Consider the following 22,568-nt stretch of genomic DNA (forward strand, 5'->3'; position numbering starts at 1 on the left):
ATGCTGAACACGGGCTCTCCCTTTCCCCTGGGCGCGACGCTCTCGCCGAACGGCGTGAACTTCGCGCTCGTCGCGCCGAACGCCGAGGCCGTCGAGCTCTGCCTGTTCGACGGCACGGGCCAGCACGAGCAGCAACGCATCCGGCTGCCCGCGTTCACGGACGGCGTCTGGCACGGCCTGTTGCCGAGCGGGCGCGCCGGGCTGGTCTACGGCTTCCGCGCGCACGGCCCGTGGGCGCCGCACGAGGGACAGCGCTTCAACGCCGCCCGGGTGCTCCTCGACCCGTATGCGCGCGAGATCGTCGGCAAATACGACGGCAGCGATCTGTTCCTGGGGCACGACCCTGCCGATCCGCACCAGCGGAACACGCGCGACAACGGCCCCGTGGCGCTCAAGGCCCGCGTGACGGCGGCCGGCAGCAGTCCGGCCGCACCGGGCCATGCCCGCGTCGCGGCCGGAGACCGCGTGCTCTACGAATTGCACGTGCGCGGGCAGACACGGCTGCATCCCGGCGTGCCCGCCGCCTTGCGCGGCACCTACGCAGGCCTGGCCGAGCCGGTGGTGCTCGACCATCTGCAGCGCCTGGGCGTCACCACGCTGAGCCTGATGCCGGTGCAGCACCGGGCCGACGAACAGCGGCTGCTGCGCATGGGCCTGAGCAACTACTGGGGCTACAACACCATCGGCTGGTTCGCGCCCGAGGCGCGCTACTGGAGCGGCCGCGCCGGCACCACGCCGGCCAGCGAGTTCCGCGCCATGGCCGACGCGGTGCATGCGCGCGGGATGGAGCTGGTGATCGACGTGGTCTACAACCACAGCGCCGAGACGGACGAGTTCGGCCCCACGCTCTCGCTGCGCGGCATCGACAACGCGCTGTATTACCACCTGCGTTCCCGCGACCGCGCGCTCTATGCCAACTGGACCGGCTGCGGCAATTGCCTCAACCTGGCCGAGCCGCGCGTGCTGCAGCTGGTGATGGACAGCCTGCGCCATTGGGCCTGCGAGCTCGCCGTCGACGGCTTCCGCTTCGACCTCGCGCCGGTGCTGGGGCGCGGCGCCCACGGCGGTTTCGATCCGCGCGCGCCCTTCTTCGCGGCCATTGCGCAAGACCCCGTGCTGTCCCGCACGCTGCTGATCGCGGAGCCCTGGGACATCGGGCCGGGCGGCTACCGGCTGGGCGGATTCCCGCCGGGCTGGCTCGAATGGAACGACCGCTACCGCGACACGCAGCGCGGTTTCTGGCTGCGGCAAGGGCGCGATGGCGCCGCGGGCCTGGGCGATTTCGCGCACCGCTTCACCGCGTCGAGCGCGCAGTTCGCCCACCAGGGCCGCGCGCCCACCGCCAGCGTCAACTTCATCACGGCGCACGACGGCTTCACGCTGCGCGACCTGCTGAGCTACGAAAAGCGGCACAACCTGGCCAACGGGGAGCACAACCGCGACGGCCATGCCCACAACCTGAGCAACAACTGCGGCATCGAAGGGCCGAGCGACGACCCTGCCGTGCAGGCCGAGCGCAGCCGGCTGCAGCGCGCACTGCTCGCCACGCTCCTGCTCTCGCAGGGCACGCCCATGCTGCTGGCAGGCGACGAACTCGGCCACAGCCAGCAGGGCAACAACAACGCCTATTGCCAGGACAACGAAACCACGTGGCTCGCATGGATCGGCACCCACGACGCCGCCACCGAAGCCGCGCGCCTGAGCGCCTTCGTGGCCCGCCTCATCGCCTTGCGCCGGGAGGCGCCCGCCCTGCGCAGCACGCGCTGGTGGCCGGCCGAAGCGCCGCATGGAGCGCCGGGCATCCGCTGGCTGCGGCCGGACGGCACGCCGATGCAGGGGGCCGACTGGAATGGCGGCACGGCACTTGCAATCCTGTTCGAATCCGCCGCCAAGGACGAGGGTGACTGGCTGGTGTTGGTGAACGTGGGGTCGGAGGCCATTTCCTTCGCGCTGCCCGCGGGTGCCTGGCACTGCCGGCTCGCGACGGATCCGGCACTGGACCCCGGCGCCGCCTTGCCGGCGCCCCAGGCCGGCACGGTAAAAGTACCTCGTTCAGCCCTCTGGATTGCAAGAAGGTAGGAGCCAGCCGCGCGGGGCGGTGCTAGGCTGATCGCGAAACTCTGACGACCAACCGAAGAACGAACGGAGACACAAGATGGACAACAACAGCACCACGCCGCAGGCTCCCCTGCAGGCGCATCAACTGGTCCGCCGCACCATCGCGCTGGTGCTGGCCGGCGGACGCGGCTCCCGCCTCAAGCAGCTGACCGACCGGCGCGCCAAGCCGGCGGTGTACTTCGGCGGCAAGTTCCGCATCATCGACTTCGCGCTCTCGAACTGCCTCAACTCGGGCATCCGGCGCATGGCGGTGGTCACGCAGTACAAGTCGCATTCGCTGATGCGCCACCTGCAGCGCGGCTGGAGCTTCCTGCGCGCCGAGCTCAACGAAATGGTCGACGTGCTGCCCGCGCAGCAGCGCACGGGCGACGAGCACTGGTACCGCGGCACGGCCGACGCGGTGTTCCAGAACCTGGACATCATCCAGACCCGCTCGACCAGGCACGACTACGTGGTGGTGCTGGCCGGCGACCACATCTACAAGATGGACTACTCGATCATGGTCAAGGACCACGCCGAGCGCGGCCTGGGCTGCACGGTCGGCTGCATCGAGGTGCCGCGCATGGAGGCCACGGCCTTCGGCGTGATGGCCATCGACGACGGCCGCCAGATCACCGCCTTTCTCGAGAAGCCGGCCGATCCGCCCGCCATGCCGGGCCACCCCGACCTGGCGCTGGCCAGCATGGGCATCTACGTGTTCGATTCCGAGTACCTCTACCAGCTGCTCGAGGAAGACGCCGCCAACCCCGATTCGAGCCACGATTTCGGCAAGGACATCATTCCGCGCGCGGTGGCGCAGGGCCGCGCCCTGGCGCATCCCTTCGGCATGTCGTGCGTCACGCGGGCTTCGCGCGGGCCTGGCGCCAAGGCCTACTGGCGCGACGTGGGCACGATTGATGCATTCTGGGCAGCCAACCTCGATCTGGCTTCGATCACCCCCGAACTCGACATCTATGACACAGACTGGCCCATCTGGACCTACCAGCGGCAGCTGCCGCCGGCCAAGTTCGTGCTCGACCGCGACGGCAAGCACGGCATGACCGTCAACACCATCGTCTCGGGCGGCTGCATCGTCTCGGGCTCCAAGGTCAGCAGTTCGGTGCTGTTCTCGGGCGTGCGCATCCATTCGTTCTGCGAAATCAACGAGGCCGTGCTGCTGCCCGACGTGGAAGTCGGCCGCGGCTGCAAGCTCAACCGGGTGGTGATCGACCGCGGCTGCGTCATTCCGGACGAGATGGTGATCGGCGAAGACGCCGAAGCCGACGCCGCGCGCTTCGAACGCACCGCGGCCGGCGTGGTGCTGGTCACGCGCGAGATGCTCAAGCGAATGGCCGCCTGAGGCCGCACCGCCCACGATGCGAATACTCCAGGTCAGCGCCGAACTCTTTCCCCTGCTCAAGACCGGCGGCCTTGCCGACGTGGCGGGCGCATTGCCGCTCGCCCTCATGGCGGCCGGGCAGGACGCGCGGGTGCTGCTGCCGGGTTTCCCGGCCATCCTCGCGGGCCTGCACGAGCTGTCGCCGGTGGCGGAGTTTGACGCGCCCTGGGGCGAGCGCTTCGCGCTGCGCGCGGGCCGCATCGTGATCGATGGCAACCCGCCGATCCCCGCCTACGTGATCGACGCGCCGGCGCTGTACGACCGGCCCGGCAATCCCTACGAAGACACCACGCGCCAGCCCTATGGCGACAACCACCGGCGCTTCGCGTTGCTGGGCTGGGCGGCGGCGCAGCTCGCACAGGGGCTCGATCCGTCCTGGCGGCCCGAGGTCGTGCATGCCCACGACTGGCATGCCGGACTGGCGCCGGCCTACCTGCACTTTGCGCGGCAGGCCGGTGCGCCCCGGGTGGGCAGCGTGTTCACGGTGCACAACCTGGCCTACCAGGGCATCTCCGCGCCATGGAACTTTGCCGACCTCGGCCTGCCCGGCCCCGCCTTCCACATGAACGGCCTCGAATACCACGGGCAGCTGTCGTTCATGAAAGGCGGCCTCTACTTCGCGGACCGCCTGACCACGGTGAGCCCGACCTACGCGCGCGAGATCCAGACGCCCGAGCAGGGTTTCGGCCTGGACGGCCTGCTGCGCCTGCGCGGCGACGCGCTCACGGGCATCCTCAACGCGGTCGACGACCAGGTCTGGAATCCGGCCACCGATGCGGCGCTGGTGCAGGGCTTCCACACACCCGAAGGCCGCCACATGGCAGGCAAGGCGCGTTGCAAGGCGGTGCTGCAGCACCAGCTGGGCCTGGCCGAACGCGCCGATGCGCCGCTCTTCATTCTCGTGAGCCGGCTCACCGAGCAAAAGGGCCTGCACCTCGTGCTCGGCGGCCTCGACGCGCTGCTCGCCCAGGGCGGCCAGCTGGCCCTGCTGGGCAGCGGCGAAGCATGGCTGGAGGACGCCTTCCGCGAGCGTGCGGCGGCGGCGCCGCAGTCGGTCAGCGTCACCATCGGCTACAACGAGACGCTGGCGCACCAGCTCTTCGGCGGCGGCGACGTCACGCTGGTGCCCTCGCTCTTCGAGCCCTGCGGCCTCACGCAGATGTACGGCCTGAAATACGGCAGCCTGCCGTTGGTGCGCCGCGTCGGCGGCCTGGCAGACACCGTGGTCGACTGCACGCTCGAGGACATGGCCAGCGGCGATGCCACCGGTTTTGTCTTCGACCGCTTCGACGGCGCGGACTACGGCCGGGCGCTGCGCCGCGCCTTCGCGCTCTACCAGCACGCGCCCGACTGGCGGCGCGTGCGCGGCAATGCCATGCGTCGTCCGGCCGACTGGGCCACGGCGGCGGCCCGGTACATCGAGGTGTACCGACAGGCGCTGGAGCCCGCCGCGGCCTGATTTGCGCCACGGCGCCACACCCCCTGAACCCCACAACTCTTCACCGAAGCCCATGACCATCAAAGACTTCGCCTATGACCATCCCGACCGCGACGTGGCCGCGTTCAAGCGCGCAGTCGCCAACAAGCTGATCTATGCCGTCGGCAAGGACCCCGTCGCCGCCAGCCAGGACGACTGGCTGCACGCCACGGCGCTCGCGGTGCGCGACCAGTTGGTCGAGCGCTGGATGGCGACCACGCGCGCCAACTATGCGCAGGACCTGAAGCGCGTCTACTACCTCTCGATGGAGTTCCTGATCGGGCGCACTTTTACCAACGCGCTGCTGGCGGTCGATCTCTACGACACGGTGCGCGAGGCGCTGGCCGACTTCGGCGTCGACGTGGCGGCGCTGGCCGAGCGCGAGCCCGATGCGGCACTCGGCAACGGCGGCCTCGGCCGGCTCGCGGCCTGTTTCCTCGACTCCATGGCCACACTCGGCGTGCCGGGCATGGGCTACGGCATCCGCTACGAATACGGTATGTTCCGCCAGCGCATCGTCGACGGCCAGCAGGTCGAGACGCCCGACTACTGGCTCACGCGCGGCAACCCCTGGGAGTTCCAGCGGCCCGAGGTGAACTACCGCGTGCGCTTCGGCGGCCATGTGCAAAAGCGCGAGGGAAAGAACGCCCCCTACGGCGCGGCCGACTGGGTCGACACGCACGACGTGCTGGCCGTGGCCTACGACACCATCATTCCGGGCTACGGCACCCAGGCCACCAACACCTTGCGGCTCTGGTCGGCGCGGGCCACCGAGGAAATCGACCTCTCGGCCTTCAACCGCGGCAACTACATGGCGGCAGTGGAGAGCAAGAACCACTCCGAGAACGTCTCGCGCGTGCTCTACCCCGACGACTCCACGCCCTCGGGCCGCGAGCTGCGGCTGCACCAGGAGTATTTTTTCTGCAGCGCGAGCGTGCAAGACCTGCTGCGCCGTTACCTGCGCAACCACAAGACCTTCGACCAGCTGGCCGAGAAGGTCAGCATCCACCTGAACGACACGCACCCGGTGCTCGCGGTGCCCGAGCTCATGCGCCTGCTGCTCGACGAGCACGGCCTCGCATGGGACGTGGCGTGGGCCCACACGCAGAAGGTGTTCAGCTACACCAACCACACGCTGATGCACGAGGCGCTGGAAACCTGGCCGGTCGAGATGCTCGGCCGCATCCTGCCGCGGCACCTGCAGATCATCTACGACATGAATGCGAAGTTCCTCGCGGCCGTGACGCAGAAGGCGGGCAACGACGTCGAGCTGCTGCGCCGGTTGTCGCTGGTGGACGAAGCGGGCGAGCGCCGCGTGCGCATGGCCTACGTGGCGGTGCTCGCAAGCCACTCGATCAACGGCGTGTCGGGCCTGCATTCGGAACTCATGAAGCAGTCGATCTTTGCCGACTTCGCGAAGATCTTTCCCGAGCGCTTCAACAACAAGACCAACGGCGTCACGCCGCGGCGCTGGCTCGCGCAGGCCAACCCGCCGCTCGCCGGCCTGCTCGACCAGCGGCTGGGCAAGGGCTGGCGGCGCGACCTCTCGCAGCTCGAGGCGCTGCGGCCGATGGCGGCCCAGCCCGCCTTCGCGCGCGCCTTTCGCCATGCCAAGCGCGAGAACAAGCTGCGGCTGGCCAACTGGGTGGAGCAGCACATGGACATCGTGGTCGACACCGATGCGATGTTCGACGTGCAGGTGAAGCGCATCCACGAGTACAAGCGGCAGCTGCTCAACGTGCTGCACGTGATCACGCGCTACCACCGCATCCTCGATGCGCAGGCGGCGGGCGGGCATGTCGACATCGTGCCGCGCGTGGTGGTGTTCGCGGGCAAGGCCGCCTCGGCCTACCAGATGGCGAAGCTCGTGATACGGCTGATCAACGACGTGGCGAAAACCATCAACAACGACGGCCGCGTGGGCAAGTTGCTGAAGGTGGTATTCCTGCCCAACTACAGTGTGAGCCTGGCCGAGGTGATCATGCCCGCGGCCGACCTGTCGGAGCAGATCTCGACGGCCGGCACCGAGGCCTCGGGCACCGGCAACATGAAGTTCGCGCTCAATGGCGCGCTCACCATCGGCACGCTCGACGGCGCCAACGTGGAAATGCGCGACAACGTGGGCGCCGAGAACATCTTCATCTTCGGCAACACCACGCCCGAAGTGGCCGACATCCGCGCGCACGGCTACCAGCCGCGCGACATCTACGAAGAGAACGCCGAACTCAAGCGCGTGCTCGATGCGATTCGCGATGGCGGGTTTTCCGCCGGCGAGCCCTCCCGCTACCAGGGCATCTACGACGCCCTGGTGAACTGGGGCGACCACTACCTGCTGCTGGCCGACTACGCGAGCTATGTCGCGAAGCAGGCCGAAGTCGATGCGCTCTACCGCGACCCGGATGCCTGGACGCGCATGGCCATCCTGAACGTGGCGGGCATGGGCGCGTTCTCGTCGGACCGCACGATCGCGCAGTACGCGCACGAGATCTGGCACACCAAGCCGGTGATGCTCGGCTGACCGCGCGGCGTTGCAGCGCCGGCCGGTGCTTCAGCCGATGCGCAAGGGCGGAGCCCGCCGCCGTATCGGCTGCGTCTTGACGATGGCCGTGTGCGTCTCGGCCTTGTCGACGATGCGGTCCAGCACCTGGTCGAGCTGCTCGATGGAGCGCACGAACAGACGCGCGATGTAGCAGTCTTCGCCCGTCACCTTGTCGCACTCGCTGAATTCAGGCGTGCTTTCGATCAATGCCTGAACGGCATGCAGGTGGCCGGGCAAGGGCCGGATTCGAACGATGGCCTGCAGTTGGTAGCCCAGCGCCTTGGGATCGATCTCGACCGTGTAGCCGCGGATGACCCGGCGCTCTTCGAGCCGGCGCAGCCGCTCCGAGACGCTGGGCGAAGACATGCCGACACGGGCCGCCAGGTCTTTCAGCGAGATGCGCGCATCCTGCTGCATGACCTCGAGAATCTTTTGTTCGACTTCGTCCAGCATTTCAGATCCTTTGGAGACAGCGGGGGCTTTGCCTTTTTTTCTTAGCCTCGAATGAATTTTTCCCTTTGGAAAATCATAGGCCCAGCGCCGCTTCAATGGCAACCTGAGACCAGCTTCACAAGAATTCCGATCATGCAAAGACAACTACGGGGCGCGCTCGAGATGAGTGCGGCCATGGTCATCTCCGGAACCATCGGCTGGTTCGTCATCCGCTCCGGCCAGCCGCTGGTCGACCTGCTGTTCTGGCGCTGCGCTTTCGGCGCGGCCACGCTGCTTGCGGTCTGCGCCGCGCTCGGTCTTCTTCGCCGGCGGCTGCTGACGCTTCGCGTGGTGGCGCTGTCGGCATTGGGGGGCGCCGCGCTGGTGACCAACTGGCTGCTGATCTTCGCGTCGTTCTCGCATGCGTCGATCTCCATTGCGACGGCGGTCTACAACACCCAGCCATTCATGCTGGTGGGTCTGGGCGCGCTGTTCTTTTCGGAGCGATTGACGGCTGCCAAGCTGGCCTGGCTGGGCATCGCGTTCACCGGCGTCCTGCTGATCGCCGAGGCCAAGCCGGGTGGCGGCGCCAACGGCGCTTCGTATTTCCTGGGCATCCTGATGGCCCTGGGCGCCGCGTTTTTCTATGCCGTTGCGGCCATCGTCGCCAAGCAGCTCGACGGCACGCCACCTCACCTGATCGCGCTGGTACAGGTCTGCGTGGGCATCGTGCTGCTCGCTCCGTTCGCCAACCTGGCGGAGTTGCCCACCGATGCGGGCGTGTGGGGCACGCACCTGGCCATGGGCGTCGTCTACACCGGGCTTGTCTTCACGCTGCTCTATGGCGCCATACAAAAGCTTCCGACGCACATGGCCGGCGCGCTGTCTTTCATCTATCCCGTGGTGGCCATCGGCGTGGACTACCTGGCGTTCGGCCAGCGGCTGCATCCCGGACAGCTTCTCGGCGCAGCCGCGATTCTTCTGGCGGCCGCGGGCATGACGCTGGGCTGGACGCTGCCGGGCCTGAAGAAGCGCGAAGCCCCGGCGCCCGATTGAATCGATCGCCTTTTTTCGGACCTCAGCGCGGATTCGGCGCCGCCGGATTTGCGGCACCGGCATCCGTCACGAACCCGATGCGGCTCAAGCCCGCCTTGTTCGCAATGCCCATCAGCGCCACCACCTTGCCATAGGGCACGGTCTGGTCGGCGCGCAGCTGGACTTCGGTGTCCTTGCTGTCGGCCGCGGCTTTCTGCAGGCGGGCGGCCAGTTCTTCGTCGGTGACCGCCTGGTCGTTGAAGAAGATCTTGCCCGAGGCATCGACCGACACGCTCACGAACTTGGGCGTGTCGTTGGGCTGGCCGGCGTCGGTCTGCGGCAGGTCGAGCTTGATCGAGCTGGCCATCAGCGGCGCTGTGATGATGAAGATCACCAGCAGCACCAGCATCACGTCGACCAGCGGCGTGACATTGATGTCGGACAGCGGCCGCTGTCCACCGGCTCCCGTCGCGCGCCCTCCGCCAGCGGCACTGCTGCCCAGCGAGGTGCGACCGAAGGCCATGGCTCCTGCGCTCCGCCGGGGCTAGGCCGAGACCGGCATGGGCCGCGCGGGCGGCGGCGCAGCGGGTGCCGGCGCGCTGCCGAAGCTGCCGAGCAGGTCGTGCGCAAAGCCCTCGAGCTCGGCTTCGATGCGGCCGATGACGCGACCGAAGACGTTGTAGGCCAGCACGGCCGGAATGGCCACCGCCAGGCCGAAAGCCGTCATCACCAGGGCCTCCCCCACGGGGCCGGCCACCTTGTCGATGGTGAAGCCGCCCGTCTGCCCGGCAATGCCCGACAGTGCGCCGTAGATGCCCCACACGGTGCCGAGCAGGCCCACGAAGGGCGCGGTGGCGCCGACGGTGGCAAGCAGGATCTGGCCGGACTGCAGGCGCCGCAGCGCGCCGTGCAGCGCGCCGCGCAGGGCCCGCGTGAGGCGCTGGTTGCGGTCGCCGGTGGTGGCACCGAGCGTTGCACCGCTTACATCTGCCGCCGCATTCTTGATGGCGCTCACGGCCGGTCCCACCAGGGTGGCGCGGTCGAACGCCCTGAGCCGCTGCTCGGCATCGGTGAGCGTGGCCGATTGCCAGAACGCGGCAATGCTGCGCAGCACGTCGCGCGTGCCGCCGCGCAGCAGCCAGGCCTTCCAGAGAATCACCACCCAGCTGGAGATCGACATGGCCAGCAAGAGCGCAGCGACCGAACGGCTGACGCCGTCGCCCTGGGTCAGCAGTTCGAGCACGCTCATCGCTTTTTCAGCGCAGGCCGAGCACGTCGAACATGTCGAACAGGCCTGCCTTCTGGCCGGCCAGGAAGCGCACGGCACGCAGCGCGCCTTGGGCGTAGGTGGCGCGGCTGGCCGACTTGTGGGTGATCTCGATGCGCTCGCCGGTGCCCGCGAACAGCACGGTGTGGTCACCGACGATGTCGCCGCCGCGAATGGCGGAGAAGCCGATGGTGGAAGGGTCGCGCTCGCCGGTGATGCCTTCGCGGGCATAGACCGCGCACTCCTTCAGGTCGCGGCCCAGCGCCTCGGCGATGACCTCGCCCATCTTGAGCGCGGTGCCCGAGGGCGCGTCGACCTTGTGGCGGTGGTGCGCCTCGATGATCTCGATGTCGTAGCCGGTCGACAGCGCCTTGGCGGCCATCTCGAGCAGCTTGAAGGTCACATTGACGCCCACGCTCATGTTGGGCGCCATCATGATCGCGATGTCCTTCGCGATTTCGGCGATCTCGGCCTTCTGCGCGTCGCTGAAGCCGGTGGTGCCGATGACCGCCTGCACGCCGAGTTCGCGGCAGATCGCGAGGTGCGCGAGCGTGCCTTCGGGGCGGGTGAAGTCGATGAGCACCTGCGCGTCCTGCAGGCCGGTGCGCAGGTCGGCCACGATGGGCACGCCGCTCGTGAAGCCGAGGAACGCGGCCGCGTCGGCGCCAATGGCGTTGCTGCCCGCCACGTCGAGCGCGCCGGCCAGGCGGCAATCGGGCGCCTCGCGCACGGCCTCGATCAGCATGTGGCCCATGCGGCCCGACGCTCCGGCGATCGCGATGCGCCGGAGGGCAGGCGTGGAAGACTCGGAAATGGAAGAAGAGGAGGAAGAAGTGGTTTCAGTCACGCGGATTCAGCCTTCGAAATGGGGCATGGAGACCGGCACGCGCCCGCCCGACTCGACGGGTGAGCCCGCCCTCGCTCGTTCGCTGTCTGGCGCGTGCTCAGCGCGCCGCTTCGAGCGGGGGGTATGCGGCCGGCAGCGGCGGCAGGTTGGTGGCCGTCGCGGTGGCGTCGGCTTTCTTGCCGTCGTCCTTGGGCGTAAATTTCTTGAGCTCTTCTTCGGACGCCTCGAGCTGGGGAACCTTGCCGCTCTTCTTGCGGGTGTCGAGCGTAGCGACGAATTCTTCTTCGCTGGGCATCGAATCGCCTTCGTAGCGGTCGAGCAGCTCGCCCTTGAAGAAGACGGTCAGGCGACGTTCCTGCGGATCGACGCCCTGGCGCTTGATCGTGAAGACGTAGTCCCAGCGATCCTTGTGGAAGACGTCGGTCAGCAGCGAAGTGCCGAGGATTTCACGCACCTGCTGGCGCGACATGCCAGGCTTGAGGGCCTCGACCTGTTCCTTGGACACGAAATTTCCCTGGACCACTTCGACCTTGTAAGGCGTGATGGCCGACAGCGCACCACGCGTGCGATCGCTGAAGCCGCTGCAGGCGCCGAGGCAGAACGTCGCGGCGACGGCCGCAGCCAGCAGCCAGGGACGGCGTTGGAGAATGGCAGGCATGGGAGAAAAGGGGGGTAGCGATATGATCGGCCATTGTAGCGGCTGGCCCTTTGGGGCCCACCCGCAGCCCAGGGCGCAGGAACCATCATGGCCAACATCGACGAACTCAAGAATACCGGCCTCAAGGCCACATTGCCGCGCCTGAAGATCCTCGAGATCTTCCAGACCGGCAGCCAGCGCCACATGACGGCCGAAGACGTGTTTCGCGTGCTTTTGAACGAGCACTCCGACATCGGCCTGGCCACGGTCTACCGAGTGCTGACCCAGTTCGAGCAGGCCGGCATCCTGGAGCGCAGCCATTTCGAAAGCGGCAAGGCGGTGTACGAACTCAACGAGGGCACGCACCACGACCATCTGATCTGCACTTCGTGCGGCAAGGTCGAGGAGTTCTACGACGCCGAGATCGAACGCCGCCAGCAGATGATTTCCAAGGACAAGGGCTGGATCCTGCAGGACCACGCGATGTCGCTGTACGGCCTGTGCGGCGACTGCGCCAGCAAGAGGTAAGGCCCGCCTTGGGCGGCGGCCCCCGGCGGCGGCCGCATGTTCCCCGCGGCGCGTGTCAGTCCCCGTCGCGGCCGTTTTCCATCGCCTTGTGGTGGCGCGCCACGAAGTCGGCGTACGTGTCGATGCCGCGCAGCTGCAGGATCGAATTGCGCACCGCCGCCTCCACCAGCACGGCGATGTTGCGGCCGGCCACCACCTGGATGATGACCTTGCGCACCGGGATGCCCAGCACGTCCTGCGTGAGCGGCGCGGAGGGCATGCGCTCGTAGTCGCGCTCGAAGCTGTCGCGCCGCACCAGGTGCACGATGAGCTTGAGCCGCATCTTCCGGCGCACGGCCGTCTCGCCGAAGATGGCGCGGATGTCGAGCAGGCCGATGCCGCGCACTTCCAGCAGGTTGAGCAGGAGGTCGGGGCAGCGCCCCTCGATGGTGTTCTGGTTGATCCGGTAGAGGTCGACCGCGTCGTCGGCCACCAGCCCGTTGCCGCGCGAGATCAGCTCCAGTCCGAGTTCGCTCTTGCCGAGCCCCGATTCGCCCGTGATCATGACCCCCATGCCCAGGATGTCCATGAACACCCCGTGCATCGAGGTGCGTTCCGCGAAATGCTTGGACAGGTAGGCCCGCAGCAGGTCGATCACGAAGGCCGATGACTCGCGGGTGGCGAACAGCGGCAACTGGGCGCGCTCGCAAATCGATAGCAGCTCGTCCGGCGCCGCCTGGCCGTCGGCCAGCACCAGCATGGGCGGCTCGAGCGTGACGATGCGGGCGATGCGCCGGGCGCAGTCTTCCTGGCTGCCGCGCGTCAGGTAGGCCACCTCGCGGGAACCGAGGATCTGGACCCGATAGGGGTGGATGTAATTGAGGTAACCGACCAGATCGGCAGCCGACTGGGCACGGCTGATGACCTCGGGGTCGAATTGGCGTTCGGAAGCACCGAGCCCGGCGAGCCATTCCCAGCGGAGCGATCCGCGGAATTCCTCGAACATGGCGTCGGCACTGATGACGGTCGGCTTCATGCGTAGGGGAGACGGCGCTCAGCGCCCGGTTTTGGAGCAGCCCAGAATACCGCGAAGCGGCTCTGCCAGGGCGACGACCACCTCTACGCGACCTGCGTCGATTGCCAGTTGGCAATGAGTCCGTGCAGCGCAGCCGCATCGGTGCTCGACTTGATCTGCTCGCGCAGGCCGGCGTCGCTCAGCAATTCGGCAATTTCAGAGAGGATTTCGAGGTGTTTCTGCGTGGCCGCTTCGGGCACCAGCAGGAAGATCAGCAGTCCGACGGGCTGTTCGTCCGGCGCGTCGAACCCGATGGGGTTGGCGAGCTGGAAGACCGCGGCCATCGGCGCCTTCAGGCCCTTGATGCGGCCATGCGGAATGGCAACCCCGTGCCCGAGGCCGGTGGAGCCGAGGCGCTCGCGCGCAAACAGGCTGTCGGTGATCAGGGCGCGTCCGAGGCCATGAAGGCTTTCGAACAGCAGGCCTGCTTCTTCGAAAGCACGCTTCTTGCTGGTGGCGTCAACGCTCACAAGCACTTGAGCGGGCGGCAGGATGGACGCGAGGCGATTCATGGTGGGGGAAGTCGGGGGCGATTATGCACCTGCTCGGTAAAAACCCCAATCCTGTTACTTACTTTTTGGCTACATGTTGCCCTGAGGCCTCGCGCCCCCGGGGCGGAAGATCAAAAGGCGGGCGGCAAAAAGCCGCCCGAAGGCGGCTTGTCGAGAGGGGCCGAAGCCCTTGCCCGTTGGCTAGCTACATCACGCGCTTGGGTGCCGCGTGATGGTGGTCCTGCAGGCGGTCCTTGTGGCGCACCACCTGGCGGTCGAGCTTGTCGACCAGTTCATCGACCGCAGCGTAGAGATCAGCGTGGCTCGACTCCGCGAACATGTCATTGCCCTTGACGTGAATGTTGCATTCCGCCCTTTGGCGGCGTTCCTTTTCCTTCTGCTTTTCCACCGTGAGGAGCACCTTCACATCGACCACCTGGTCGAAGTGCCGTGTGATCCGATCCAGCTTGCTCGTGACGTAGGTCCGCAAAGCAGGTGTGACGTCGAGGTGATGACCGCTGATCGTCAAATTCATGAATGACCTCCTGAGAATTGACGGTTGGGAAAATGACCCCGCTCCGGAATGAAGCGTGGCCGGCGAAACAGGTGTGGGTTGGGGGAGAAGAGAGAAGGGAAAGAAGTGAAGAGAAGAGACGGTCGATTCACTATGCCCAAGCTGTCACGGTATTGCAATAGTCGGGTTTTCCGCTGGGGCATGCGCAAGCGGCCCTGGCGTCGCTTCGCTACAGCTTCCATAGCTGCCGGCACACGCCGGCCCGCCGCTGCGGCGCTTTGGCAGCAAGTGTTTCAGTGCGTCACCAGCGGTGACCCTGCCAGGCGAAGGGCCTGCGGTTTCAGCTCCAGGCGGCGCGCATGCGGTTGCGCAGGTCGATCACGGCGGCCGGCGGCGGCACCGCCGGTGGACGCGCGGGCGGTGCGGGCCAGGTCTGCTGTTCGAAGCCCGCAAGATCCGCCTCGGTGATGAAGCGCGTGCGGTTGGCGTAGAGGTGCCGGTCTCCCCGCACGGCCTGCTGCGTCACGTAGAAGCGCTGCGGCACCAGCAGGTGCAGATGGTCGCGCGCGCGGGTCATCGCCACATAGAGCAGCCGCCTTTCCTCTTCGAGCTCGTGCGCGCCCTGCGCCACGTCGGCCGGCAGGCAGCCGTCGACCACGTTGAGCACATGCACGGAGTTCCATTCCTGCCCCTTGGCCGAGTGGATGGTGGAGAGGATGAGGTAGTCCTCGTCGAGCGAGGGCGGGCCCGGCCGATCGCTGGTGGCTTCAGGCGGATCGAGCGTGAGCTCGGTCAGGAAGCGCTCGCGCGAGGCGTAGCCCGACGCCAGCCGCGCCAGCTGCTCGACGTCGCCTCGCCGCACGCCGGAGGGGTCGTCGTAGAGCCGGTCCAGATGCGGCAGGTACCAGCGCACGGCCAGCTCCACGTCGGCCGGCCATGCGAGCCCGGGCGCGCACAGTGCCGCGTAGGCCTCGGCAAACACCGCCCATTCCGCGCGCGCGGCCGAGGGCGGCACGAACTCGCGCACCGCCGCCACCGGGTCGGCCGCCTGGTCCATGGCATCGAGCAGACGCGCGCCCGTGGCGGGGCCAATGCCCGGGATGAGCTGCGTGACGCGAAACCCAGCCATGCGCCCGCGCGGGTTTTCGGCGAAGCGCAGCACCGCGAGCAGGTCCTTCACATGCGAGGCCTCGAGGAACTTGAGGCCGCCGTATTTCACGAACGGGATGTTGCGGCGGGCCAGCTCGAGTTCGAGCGGCGCACTGTGCGTGGAAGCGCGAAACAGCACCGCCTGCGACTTGAGCGCCAGCCCGCCCTCGCGGTGCGCCAGCACCTTGTCAGCCACCCAGACCGCCTGCTGCGCCTCATCGGGCACCAGCACCAGTTGCGGCCTGCCCGCCGAGGGCTTGTCAGTCCAGAGGGTCTTGGCATGCCGCTCGGCGGCCTGTGCGATGACCCGGTTCGAGACGTCGAGGATCGGCTGCGTCGAGCGGTAGTTGCGCTCCAGCGTGACCACCCGCGCGGCCTGCGAAAACTGCAACGGAAAGTCGAGAATGTTACGCACCGTTGCGCCACGAAACGAGTAAATCGACTGCGCATCGTCGCCCACCACCGTCACGCCGCGGCCGTCAGGCTTGAGCGCGAGAAGAATCGAAGCCTGGAGCAGGTTGGTGTCCTGGTACTCGTCGACCAGCACGTGGTCGAAGCGCGCGCCGACCAGTTCGGCGAGCGCTGGCTCGGCCACCATGCCGGCCCAATAGAGCAGCAGGTCATCGTAGTCGAGCACGTTCTGCTGCTGCTTGGCCTCCACGTAGGCACCGAACAGGCGCTTGAGCTCGGCCTCCCACTCGGCACACCAGGGAAAAGCTTCGGCAAGCACATCGGCGAGCGGCGCGCGCGTGTTGACGCAGCGCGAGTAGATCGCGAGGCAGGTGCCCTTGCGCGGAAACCGGTTCACGCTCGACGACAGGCCGAGTTCATGCCGCACCAGGCCCATCAGGTCCTCGCCGTCGCCGCGGTCGTGGATCGTGAAGTGGTCGTCGAGGCCGATTTGCGCGGCGTACTCGCGCAGCAGGCGCGCCCCGATGCCGTGGAAGGTGCCGGCCCATGGCAACGCGGGCGGCTTTTCTGATTTGAGCCCGAGGACGCGCGCCAGCACCTGGCCCGCGCGGCGCTCCATTTCAAGCGCCGCGCGGCGCGAGAAGGTCAGGAGCAGCAGGCGCTGCGGATCGACGCCGCCGGCAATCAGGTGCGCCACCCTGTGTGCCAGCGTGCTGGTCTTGCCGGAGCCCGCGCCGGCAATCACCAGCAGCGGGCGCTCGTCACACCCGGTGACCGAGCCCACGCCGTGTTCGACCGCAGCGCGCTGCTCGTCGTTGAGCGCGCAGAGCGCCGCGGACAGGCGCTCGGCCTGGGTGGCACCGGGGGCGGAAAGAACGGGGAGCGCAGCGGTCTGCATGGCCGCAACTTTACTGTATGTCCATCCAGATCGGCAGCCTCCCGTCACATGGCCGATGACATAATCGCGCCTCGCTGCAACTGGAGACCGCACCTTGGAAACCGCCCCGTCTCGGCAGCTTTCAACTCCCCTCTGACGCCTTGCCTGCGCGGGGCCGGGAATTGAAAGCGCCCCTTCCCTCGCCCCATCGCCTCAGCCATTTCACGGGAGTGAGCCCATGCTCAATATCTTTACGCTCGCCAACGGCCGCCTCGTCCAGGAAGAGATCGAAGCGCTCGAGGAGCTTTCCAAGTTCCAGCCGATCTGGGTCGACCTCGAATCGCCCACCCTCGAAGAGAAGCGCTGGATCAAGCAGTACTACGGCCTCTCGATTCCCGAAGACGCGATGGACGAGGACATCGAGGAGTCGGCCCGCTTCTATGAAGAAGACAACGGCGAGCTGCACATCCGCTCCGACTTCCTGATCGACGACGACGAAGACCCGCGTTCGGTGCGCGTGGCGTTCATCCTGAACCAGCACAACACCGAACTGCGCAGCCGCGGCGTGCTGTTCTCGATCCACGATGAAGACGTGCCCGTGTTCCGCCTGCTGCGCATGCGCGCGCGCCGCGCGCCGGGACTCATCGAGGACGCGAAGGAAGTGCTGCTCAAGCTGTTCGATGCCGACGCCGAATACTCCGCCGACACGCTCGAGAACATCTACGACGAACTCGAAGTTGCCGGCAAGAAGGTGCTCGAAGGCAACGTCAGCGACGAACTGGCCGGCGAAGTGCTGGCGGCGATCGCGCGCCAGGAAGACTTGAACGGCCGCATCCGCCGCAACGTGATGGACACGCGCCGCGCGGTGAGCTTCATGATGCGCAGCCGCATGCTCAACGCCGAGCAGTTCGAGGAGGCGCGGCAGATCCTGCGCGACATCGAATCGCTGGACAACCACACGGCTTTCCTGTTCGACAAGATCAACTTCCTGATGGATGCGACCGTCGGTTTCATCAACATCAACCAGAACAAGACCATCAAGATCTTCTCGGTGGCCAGCGTGGCGCTGCTGCCGCCCACGCTGATCGCGAGCATCTACGGCATGAACTTCAAGCTCATGCCCGAGCTCGACTGGTCGCTGGGCTATCCGTATGCGCTGGCGCTGATGGCGGCGAGCGCGCTGGTGCCGATGTGGTACTTCCGCCGGCGCGGCTGGCTCAAGTAGCAGCAGGCGTTTCGGAAGAAGGCAGCGTGGCCAGCCACGCATCGACCAAAGCCAGGCTGTAGCGGCTCGCCACCTCGACGACGAAGCGCGCGAAGTCGCCATGCGCGGCATCGTCGGCCCGGTCCGAGATGGTCCGCATCGCCGCAAAGGGCACGCCGTAGTCGTGGCACACCTGCGCCACCGCCGCGCCCTCCATCTCGACCGCGAGCGCATCGGGCAGATTGCGCCGCAAGGCATCGCTTTCGGCCGCCGTCGAGACGAAGCGATCGCCGCTCACCAGCAAGCCCCGATGCACCTTCGGCGACCGGAGGCCGAACTCATCGACGGCCTTCTGCCCCAGCAACGCCACCGGATCGCGCAGCGTCTCTTCGGCAACGGCCGCCAATGCATCACCGATCGCAGTGTCGGCCGCGAAGCGCGAAAGACCCATCAGCGGCACTTCGTACTTCGGAAAGATCGGCGAAGCATCGAGGTCGTGCTGCAGCAGTTCCGACGCGACCACCACGTCGCCGACACTCACGCCCGGCGCGAGCCCGCCCGCAACGCCGGTGAACACGATGGCCCGCACGCCGAAGCGTTCGAGCAGCACCGTGGCCGTCACCGCCGCCGCGACCTTTCCGATGCGCGAAAGCACCGCGACCACCGGTTGGCCGTGCAGATGGCCGACCCAGAAGTCGCGCCCCGCGACGCGCACGCGTTGTTCGTCCGGCATCTGCGCGAGGAGCGCGCTGAGCTCCTCGTGCATTGCAGAGACGATGGCGACCGGTGCTTCACTCATCGGCTACTTGATGTCGACGCCATAGAAGGTGTGGCGGCCGAACGGACTGAGCTTGAAGTCGACGACCTCCTTGCGCACCGGCTTCAGCTGCACCGCATGCGCGATGGTGAACCACGGCGCCTGCTCCTTGAAGATGACTTGCGCCTTCTTGTAGAGCGCATCGCGGTCAGCCTGCTTGGTGGTGCTCTTGGCCTTCAGCACGAGGTCTTCGTACGGCTGGTAGCAGAACTTGGAGATGTTGCTGCCGCTCGCCGATTTGGCAGAGGCGCAGCCCAGCAGCGTATAGAGGAAATTGTCCGGGTCGCCGTTGTCGCCGGTCCAGCCCAGCATGCCCATCTGGTGCTCGCCGGCCTGCAGGCGCTTGCGGTATTCGCCCCACTCGAAGCTCTTGATCTCGGCCTTGACATTGATCTTGGCGAGATCGGCCTGCATCAGCTCGGCAATGCGCTTGGCGTTCGGGTTGTAGGGTCGCTGCACCGGCATGGCCCACAGGTCGGTCGAGAAGCCATCGGGAAAACCGGCCTGCGCCAGCAGCTTCTTCGCGGCCTCGGGATCGTAGGGATCGTCCTTGACCGCGTCGTTGTAGGACCACAGCGTGGGCGGGATCGGGTTCTTCGCGGCCACGCCGGTCGACAGGTACACGCCGTCGATGATCGCCTTCTTGTTGATCGCCATGTTGATGGCCTTGCGCACGCGCACGTCGTCGAAGGGCTTCTTGGTGGTGTTGTACGAGAGGTAGCCCACGTTGAGCCCGGGCTGCTCGAGCACCTGCACGTTCGGGTCCTTGCGGATGGCGTCGAGGTCGGCCGGGTTCGGGTAGGGCATGACGTGGCATTCGCCCTTCTGCAGCTTGGCCCAGCGCACCGAGGCGTCGGGCGTGATCGCGAACACGAGGTCGTCGATCTTCGCCTTGCCGCCCCAGTACTGCGGGAAGGCCTTGAAGCGGATGACCGCGTCCTTCTGGTACTGCACGAGGTAGAACGGGCCGGTGCCGATCGGGTCCTGGTCGACCTTCTCGGGCGTGCCGGCCTTGAGCATGGCGATGGCGTATTCCTTCGACTGGATGCCGGCGTACTGCATCGCGAGGTTGGCGAGGAATGGCGCCTCGGCCTGGTTGAGCACGATCTTCACCGTGTACTCATCGATGCGGTCGACCGACTTCAGCAGCTTGGGCATGCCCATGTCATTGAAGTAGGAGTGGTTCTGGCTCGTGACCTTGAAGAAGGGATCGCTCTCCTTCCACTGCCGCTCGAGCATGAAGATGAAGTCGTCGGCATTGAAGTCGCGCGTGGGCTTGAAGGTCTTGCTGGTGCTGTGCCACTTGACGCCCTTGCGCAGGTGGAAGGTGTACTGCGTGCCATCGGCCGAGATGTCCCATTTTTCCGCCAGGCCGGGCACGACCTTGGTGCCGCCACGCTCGAACTCGACGATGGTGTTGTAGACCTGCGTGGTCACATCGAACGAGGTGCCGGTGGTGTTCACGCCCGGATAGAAGTTCTCGGGACTGCCCTCCGAGCAATAGACCAGCGTCTTGGCGGACACGGCGCCACAGGCCAGGGTAAGGGCCGCAAGCGCTGTCGGTGCCAGGAGCGCCAGCTTTCGTGAGCGGCGCGAAACGGATGGCTGGGTCTTCATATGGACTCCTTGAGACACGGTTGAAAAAAACCAACTTAGGGATTCGTCGCCAGGGAAACGACGAGCGGCGGGACGTCGGCGCGCACGGGAGCCGCGCCATCGAGAAACTTCTCGGCGTAGTGGCAGGCCACCAGCCGCTCGTCGAGCGCGCGCAGCAAGGGCCGCTCCTCGCGGCAGCGCTGCGTCACGTGCGGGCAGCGCGTGCTGAAGACGCAACCCGGAGGCGGATTCAGCGGCGATGGCAGCTCGCCCTTGAGCACGATGCGCTGGCTGCTGAGCCCGGGCGTGGACGCCAGCAGCGCCTGCGTATACGGATGCAGCGGCCGCGCGAAGATGCGCGCCTTCGGGCCCTGCTCCACCGCATGGCCGAGGTACATCACCAGCACGTCATGCGCGATGTGCCGCACCACGCCCAGGTCGTGCGAGATGAAGAGATAGGCCAGGCCGAGTTCGGCCTGCAGGTCGGCCAACAGGTTCAGCACCTGCGCCTGGATCGACACGTCGAGCGCCGACACGGGCTCGTCGGCCACCAGGAGGCGCGGCTCCAGCATGAGTGCACGCGCAATGGCAATGCGTTGGCGCTGCCCGCCCGAGAACATGTGCGGATAGCGGTTCGCGTACTCGGGCCGCAGGCCCACGCGTGCGAGCATCTCGCGCGCCTTGGCAGCGCGCTCGGTCTTGCCGAGCGTGGTGTTGATGGCCAGCGGATCTTCGAGAACGGTGGAGATCTTCTTGCGCGGATTGAGCGAACCATAGGGGTTCTGGAACACCAGCTGCACGGCCTGGCGCAGCTCGCGCCGGCGCTCGGAGGGCGGGTCCACCGCGTCGTGGCCGATCAGCGTGAGCTGCCCGGCCGTCGGCTTCTCGATCAGCGCGACCATGCGCGCGAGCGTGGACTTGCCGCAGCCCGATTCGCCGACCACCGCCAGCGTGCGGCCGCGCTCGATGCGAAACGAGATATCTCCCACCGCGCGCAGCTGCGCCGGCGCGCGGAACATGCCGCGCCGTATTTCATAGGTGCGCTGCAGGTTGCGCGCCTCCACGACGAAATCGCCGCTCACTGGTGCACCCTCGGCGCTGCGCTCATGGCAGCGCCTCCACGGTCTGCTGCCGCGGCCGGTCGGCCTCGATGGCCGCCATCCGCCCGGGCTCGCCGAGCGGGAAATGGCAACGCACTTCGGCGCCCGGCTGCGACGCGACCGCACGCAGCGCCGGCCGAACGTTGCAGGCTTTCGTCGTCACATAGTTGCAGCGCGGCGCGAACAGGCAGCCGGCCGGCCGGTCGTGCACGCCCGGCACCACACCCGCGATGGTGGCAAGCCGCCCCTCGGGCGCCGCGCGCTCGGGCAGCGCGGCGAGCAAGGCCTCGGTATAGGGATGCTGCGGGTTCGCGAAGAGCCGGTCGACGCGCTGCTGCTCCATCACCTGGCCCGCATACATGACAGCGATGCGCTGCGCCATTTCGCTGACCACGCCCATGTTGTGCGTGATGAGCACCAGCGCCATGCCGCGCTCTTTCTGCAGGTCGCGCAGCAGGTCGAGGATCTGCGCCTGGATCGTCACATCGAGCGCGGTGGTCGGCTCATCGGCGATCAAGAGGCGCGGGTTGCAGGCAATGGCCATCGCGATCATCACGCGCTGGTTCATGCCGCCGAAAGCTGGTGCGGGTAGCTGCCAAGGCGCGACGACGCGGCGGGTATGCCGACTTGTTCGAGCAGTTCGGTTGCGCGCTTCTTCGCCGTACGCCGGTCCAGATGAAGGTGCAGCCGCAGCGTTTCCATCAGCTGGAAGCCGATGGTGAAGCAGGGGTTGAGGCTCGTGGTCGGCTCCTGGAAGATCATCGCGACCTCCTTGCCGACCAGCGCGCGGCGGGCCTTGTCTGAAATACCGAGCAGCTCCTTGCCCGCAAAGCGCATATGGTCCGCCCGCACCCGGCCCGGAAAGCCCACGAGGCCCATCAGCGCCATCATCGTCACGCTCTTGCCCGAGCCCGATTCGCCGACGATGCCGAGCACCTCGCCCTCCTCGAGCGTGAGGCTCACGCCGTCGACGGCGTGCAGCACGCCGCCCTGCGTCGGGAATTCGACGTGCAGGTCCTTGATGTCCAGAAGACTCATCTCACCCCCAGTCTTCGCGCACTTCGTGTCGCTTCGCCAACCCCCTTGCAGGGGGCGGC

At 67.1% G+C, this 22,568-nt stretch carries 19 protein-coding genes and 1 pseudogene; 7 read left to right on the plus strand and 13 right to left on the minus strand.

The genetic code is table 11. The annotated features are described in order from the left end of the window. The 4 genes from glgX (at window position 1) to ACAM55_RS22445 (ending at window position 7,491) form a co-directional block, all read left to right on the plus strand. Window positions 1-2,079: a glycogen debranching protein GlgX gene (glgX, locus tag ACAM55_RS22430; protein WP_369653636.1), complete on the plus strand. Its 2,079-nt coding sequence runs from the start codon at window positions 1-3 to the stop codon at window positions 2,077-2,079. Window positions 2,080-2,155: 76 nt separating this feature from the next. After that, complete coding sequence (glgC, locus tag ACAM55_RS22435; RefSeq protein WP_369653637.1) at window positions 2,156-3,457, plus strand: glucose-1-phosphate adenylyltransferase; 1,302 nt, start codon at window positions 2,156-2,158, stop codon at window positions 3,455-3,457. A 16-nt stretch (window positions 3,458-3,473) separates the two neighbouring features. Then, the gene (glgA, locus tag ACAM55_RS22440; protein WP_369653638.1) at window positions 3,474-4,955 is read left to right on the plus strand and encodes a glycogen synthase GlgA; all 1,482 of its coding nucleotides are present in this window, start codon (window positions 3,474-3,476) and stop codon (window positions 4,953-4,955) included. 52 nt (window positions 4,956-5,007) lie between these two features. Then, the gene (locus ACAM55_RS22445; protein ID WP_369653639.1) at window positions 5,008-7,491 is read left to right on the plus strand and encodes a glycogen/starch/alpha-glucan phosphorylase; all 2,484 of its coding nucleotides are present in this window, start codon (window positions 5,008-5,010) and stop codon (window positions 7,489-7,491) included. Window positions 7,492-7,521: 30 nt separating this feature from the next. On the opposite strand, the gene ACAM55_RS22450 is transcribed toward ACAM55_RS22445, so the two are convergent. Then, a complete protein-coding gene (locus ACAM55_RS22450) occupies window positions 7,522-7,965 on the minus strand; it encodes an Lrp/AsnC family transcriptional regulator (RefSeq protein ID WP_369653640.1) in 444 nt (147 codons plus the stop codon). Between the two features lie 132 nt (window positions 7,966-8,097). Here ACAM55_RS22450 and ACAM55_RS22455 point away from each other — a divergent pair, with 132 nt between their 5' ends. After that, a complete protein-coding gene (locus ACAM55_RS22455) occupies window positions 8,098-9,000 on the plus strand; it encodes a DMT family transporter (protein ID WP_369653641.1) in 903 nt (300 codons plus the stop codon). A gap of 22 nt (window positions 9,001-9,022) precedes the next feature. Here the strand turns inward: ACAM55_RS22455 and ACAM55_RS22460 are convergent, their stop codons facing one another. The 4 genes from ACAM55_RS22460 to ACAM55_RS22475 all read right to left on the minus strand — a co-directional run bounded on the left by ACAM55_RS22460 (window position 9,023) and on the right by ACAM55_RS22475 (window position 11,751). Continuing rightward, window positions 9,023-9,502 carry an ExbD/TolR family protein gene (locus ACAM55_RS22460; RefSeq protein WP_369653642.1) on the minus strand — a complete coding sequence of 160 codons (480 nt, stop codon included), beginning with the start codon at window positions 9,500-9,502 and terminating at the stop codon, window positions 9,023-9,025. A 21-nt stretch (window positions 9,503-9,523) separates the two neighbouring features. Further along, a complete protein-coding gene (locus ACAM55_RS22465) occupies window positions 9,524-10,228 on the minus strand; it encodes a MotA/TolQ/ExbB proton channel family protein (RefSeq protein ID WP_369653643.1) in 705 nt (234 codons plus the stop codon). Between the two features lie 7 nt (window positions 10,229-10,235). Then, window positions 10,236-11,000, minus strand: a complete 765-nt coding sequence (gene dapB / locus ACAM55_RS22470; RefSeq protein WP_369656459.1) for a 4-hydroxy-tetrahydrodipicolinate reductase — start codon at window positions 10,998-11,000, stop codon at window positions 10,236-10,238. Between the two features lie 190 nt (window positions 11,001-11,190). Further along, window positions 11,191-11,751, minus strand: coding sequence for an outer membrane protein assembly factor BamE (locus ACAM55_RS22475; protein WP_369653644.1), 561 nt, complete (start codon window positions 11,749-11,751; stop codon window positions 11,191-11,193). 87 nt (window positions 11,752-11,838) lie between these two features. Here ACAM55_RS22475 and fur point away from each other — a divergent pair, with 87 nt between their 5' ends. Next, a complete protein-coding gene (gene fur / locus ACAM55_RS22480) occupies window positions 11,839-12,258 on the plus strand; it encodes a ferric iron uptake transcriptional regulator (protein WP_055800769.1) in 420 nt (139 codons plus the stop codon). 55 nt (window positions 12,259-12,313) lie between these two features. On the opposite strand, the gene hprK is transcribed toward fur, so the two are convergent. The 4 genes from hprK to ACAM55_RS22500 all read right to left on the minus strand — a co-directional run bounded on the left by hprK (window position 12,314) and on the right by ACAM55_RS22500 (window position 16,775). Beyond that, on the minus strand, window positions 12,314-13,273 hold the full coding sequence (gene hprK, locus ACAM55_RS22485) for an HPr(Ser) kinase/phosphatase (RefSeq protein WP_369653645.1): 960 nt from the start codon (window positions 13,271-13,273) through the stop codon (window positions 12,314-12,316). Between the two features lie 83 nt (window positions 13,274-13,356). After that, window positions 13,357-13,824 carry a PTS sugar transporter subunit IIA gene (locus tag ACAM55_RS22490; RefSeq protein WP_055800763.1) on the minus strand — a complete coding sequence of 156 codons (468 nt, stop codon included), beginning with the start codon at window positions 13,822-13,824 and terminating at the stop codon, window positions 13,357-13,359. 184 nt (window positions 13,825-14,008) lie between these two features. Continuing rightward, window positions 14,009-14,338, minus strand: coding sequence for a ribosome-associated translation inhibitor RaiA (gene raiA, locus ACAM55_RS22495; RefSeq protein WP_012745566.1), 330 nt, complete (start codon window positions 14,336-14,338; stop codon window positions 14,009-14,011). 319 nt (window positions 14,339-14,657) lie between these two features. Then, a complete protein-coding gene (locus ACAM55_RS22500) occupies window positions 14,658-16,775 on the minus strand; it encodes an ATP-dependent helicase (RefSeq protein WP_369653646.1) in 2,118 nt (705 codons plus the stop codon). 217 nt (window positions 16,776-16,992) lie between these two features. Between ACAM55_RS22500 and corA the strand changes: the two genes are divergently transcribed. After that, complete coding sequence (gene corA, locus ACAM55_RS22505) at window positions 16,993-17,979, plus strand: magnesium/cobalt transporter CorA (RefSeq protein WP_021005171.1); 987 nt, start codon at window positions 16,993-16,995, stop codon at window positions 17,977-17,979. On the opposite strand, the gene ACAM55_RS22510 is transcribed toward corA, so the two are convergent. The 4 genes and pseudogenes from ACAM55_RS22510 to ACAM55_RS22525 form a co-directional block, all read right to left on the minus strand. Further along, entirely contained in the window at window positions 17,972-18,757 is a 786-nt protein-coding gene (locus ACAM55_RS22510; RefSeq protein WP_369653647.1) for a 5'-methylthioadenosine/adenosylhomocysteine nucleosidase, read from the minus strand. The genes corA and ACAM55_RS22510 overlap by 8 nt on opposite strands. Window positions 18,758-18,760: 3 nt before the next feature. Continuing rightward, window positions 18,761-20,392 (minus strand): ABC transporter substrate-binding protein, encoded by a 1,632-nt coding sequence (locus ACAM55_RS22515; RefSeq protein WP_369653648.1) that lies wholly within the window; start codon window positions 20,390-20,392, stop codon window positions 18,761-18,763. Window positions 20,393-20,427: 35 nt separating this feature from the next. Beyond that, window positions 20,428-21,453 (minus strand): peptide ABC transporter ATP-binding protein, encoded by a 1,026-nt coding sequence (locus ACAM55_RS22520; protein ID WP_369653649.1) that lies wholly within the window; start codon window positions 21,451-21,453, stop codon window positions 20,428-20,430. Window positions 21,454-21,475: 22 nt separating this feature from the next. Further along, window positions 21,476-22,509: pseudogene (locus ACAM55_RS22525) on the minus strand (ABC transporter ATP-binding protein). Window positions 22,510-22,568: the final 59 nt, after the last annotated feature.

The organism is Variovorax sp. V213, assembly GCF_041154455.1.
GTDB lineage: Bacteria > Pseudomonadota > Gammaproteobacteria > Burkholderiales > Burkholderiaceae_C > Variovorax.